Below are 542 nucleotides of genomic sequence, written 5' to 3'. Positions count from 1 at the left end.
AACTTCCTGATGACATCACTGTTCCGGAACATAAGAGAAAAGCAAGACGGACACATGCTGATCTCTTTAAAAATGTTCCTTCCTGCGACGAGATCATTTCTCTTCCGGAGGAGGAGCGAAACTGTCCAACCTGCGGAACGCAGATGGAATGTATTGGGAAAGAATTCGTCCGCCATGAATTTCGTTTTACCCCTGCCAAGGGAAAAGTAGTAAATATCTATCGTGAAACCTATAAATGCCCGGAGTGTGCCATATCAGAGGAACATCCGGATGATCAGACATTTGTCAAAGCCCCTGTTCAGGAAGCATTGATCCCGGAAAGTTATGCATCGGAATCCGTTGTCGGATGGGCAATGCACCAGAAGTACCAGAATGGTCTGCCGTTAAACAGGCAGGAAGAGGACTGGAAGCAACTGGGTGTCCCATTAAGCCGGGCTACGCTTGCTAACTGGATCATTTACTGTGCCGAGAATTATCTCCGTCATGTTTATGATTATTTTCACCGTCAGTTACGGATGCGTAAATATCTGATGGCAGATGAA

At 46.1% G+C, this 542-nt stretch carries 1 protein-coding gene; it reads left to right on the top strand.

The genetic code is table 11. The annotated features are described in order from the left end of the window. Window positions 1–542, top strand: a 542-nt coding sequence (locus tag DXA55_RS16940; RefSeq protein WP_147342045.1) for an IS66 family transposase, incomplete at both ends; no start/stop codon positions are given.

The sequence above is a fragment of the Blautia sp. OF03-13 genome, from assembly GCF_003460685.1.
Classification (GTDB): domain Bacteria; phylum Bacillota; class Clostridia; order Lachnospirales; family Lachnospiraceae; genus Fusicatenibacter; species Fusicatenibacter saccharivorans.
The sequence above is the reverse complement of the archived record's forward strand: the minus strand, read 5'-3'. Positions and strand labels throughout refer to the sequence as shown.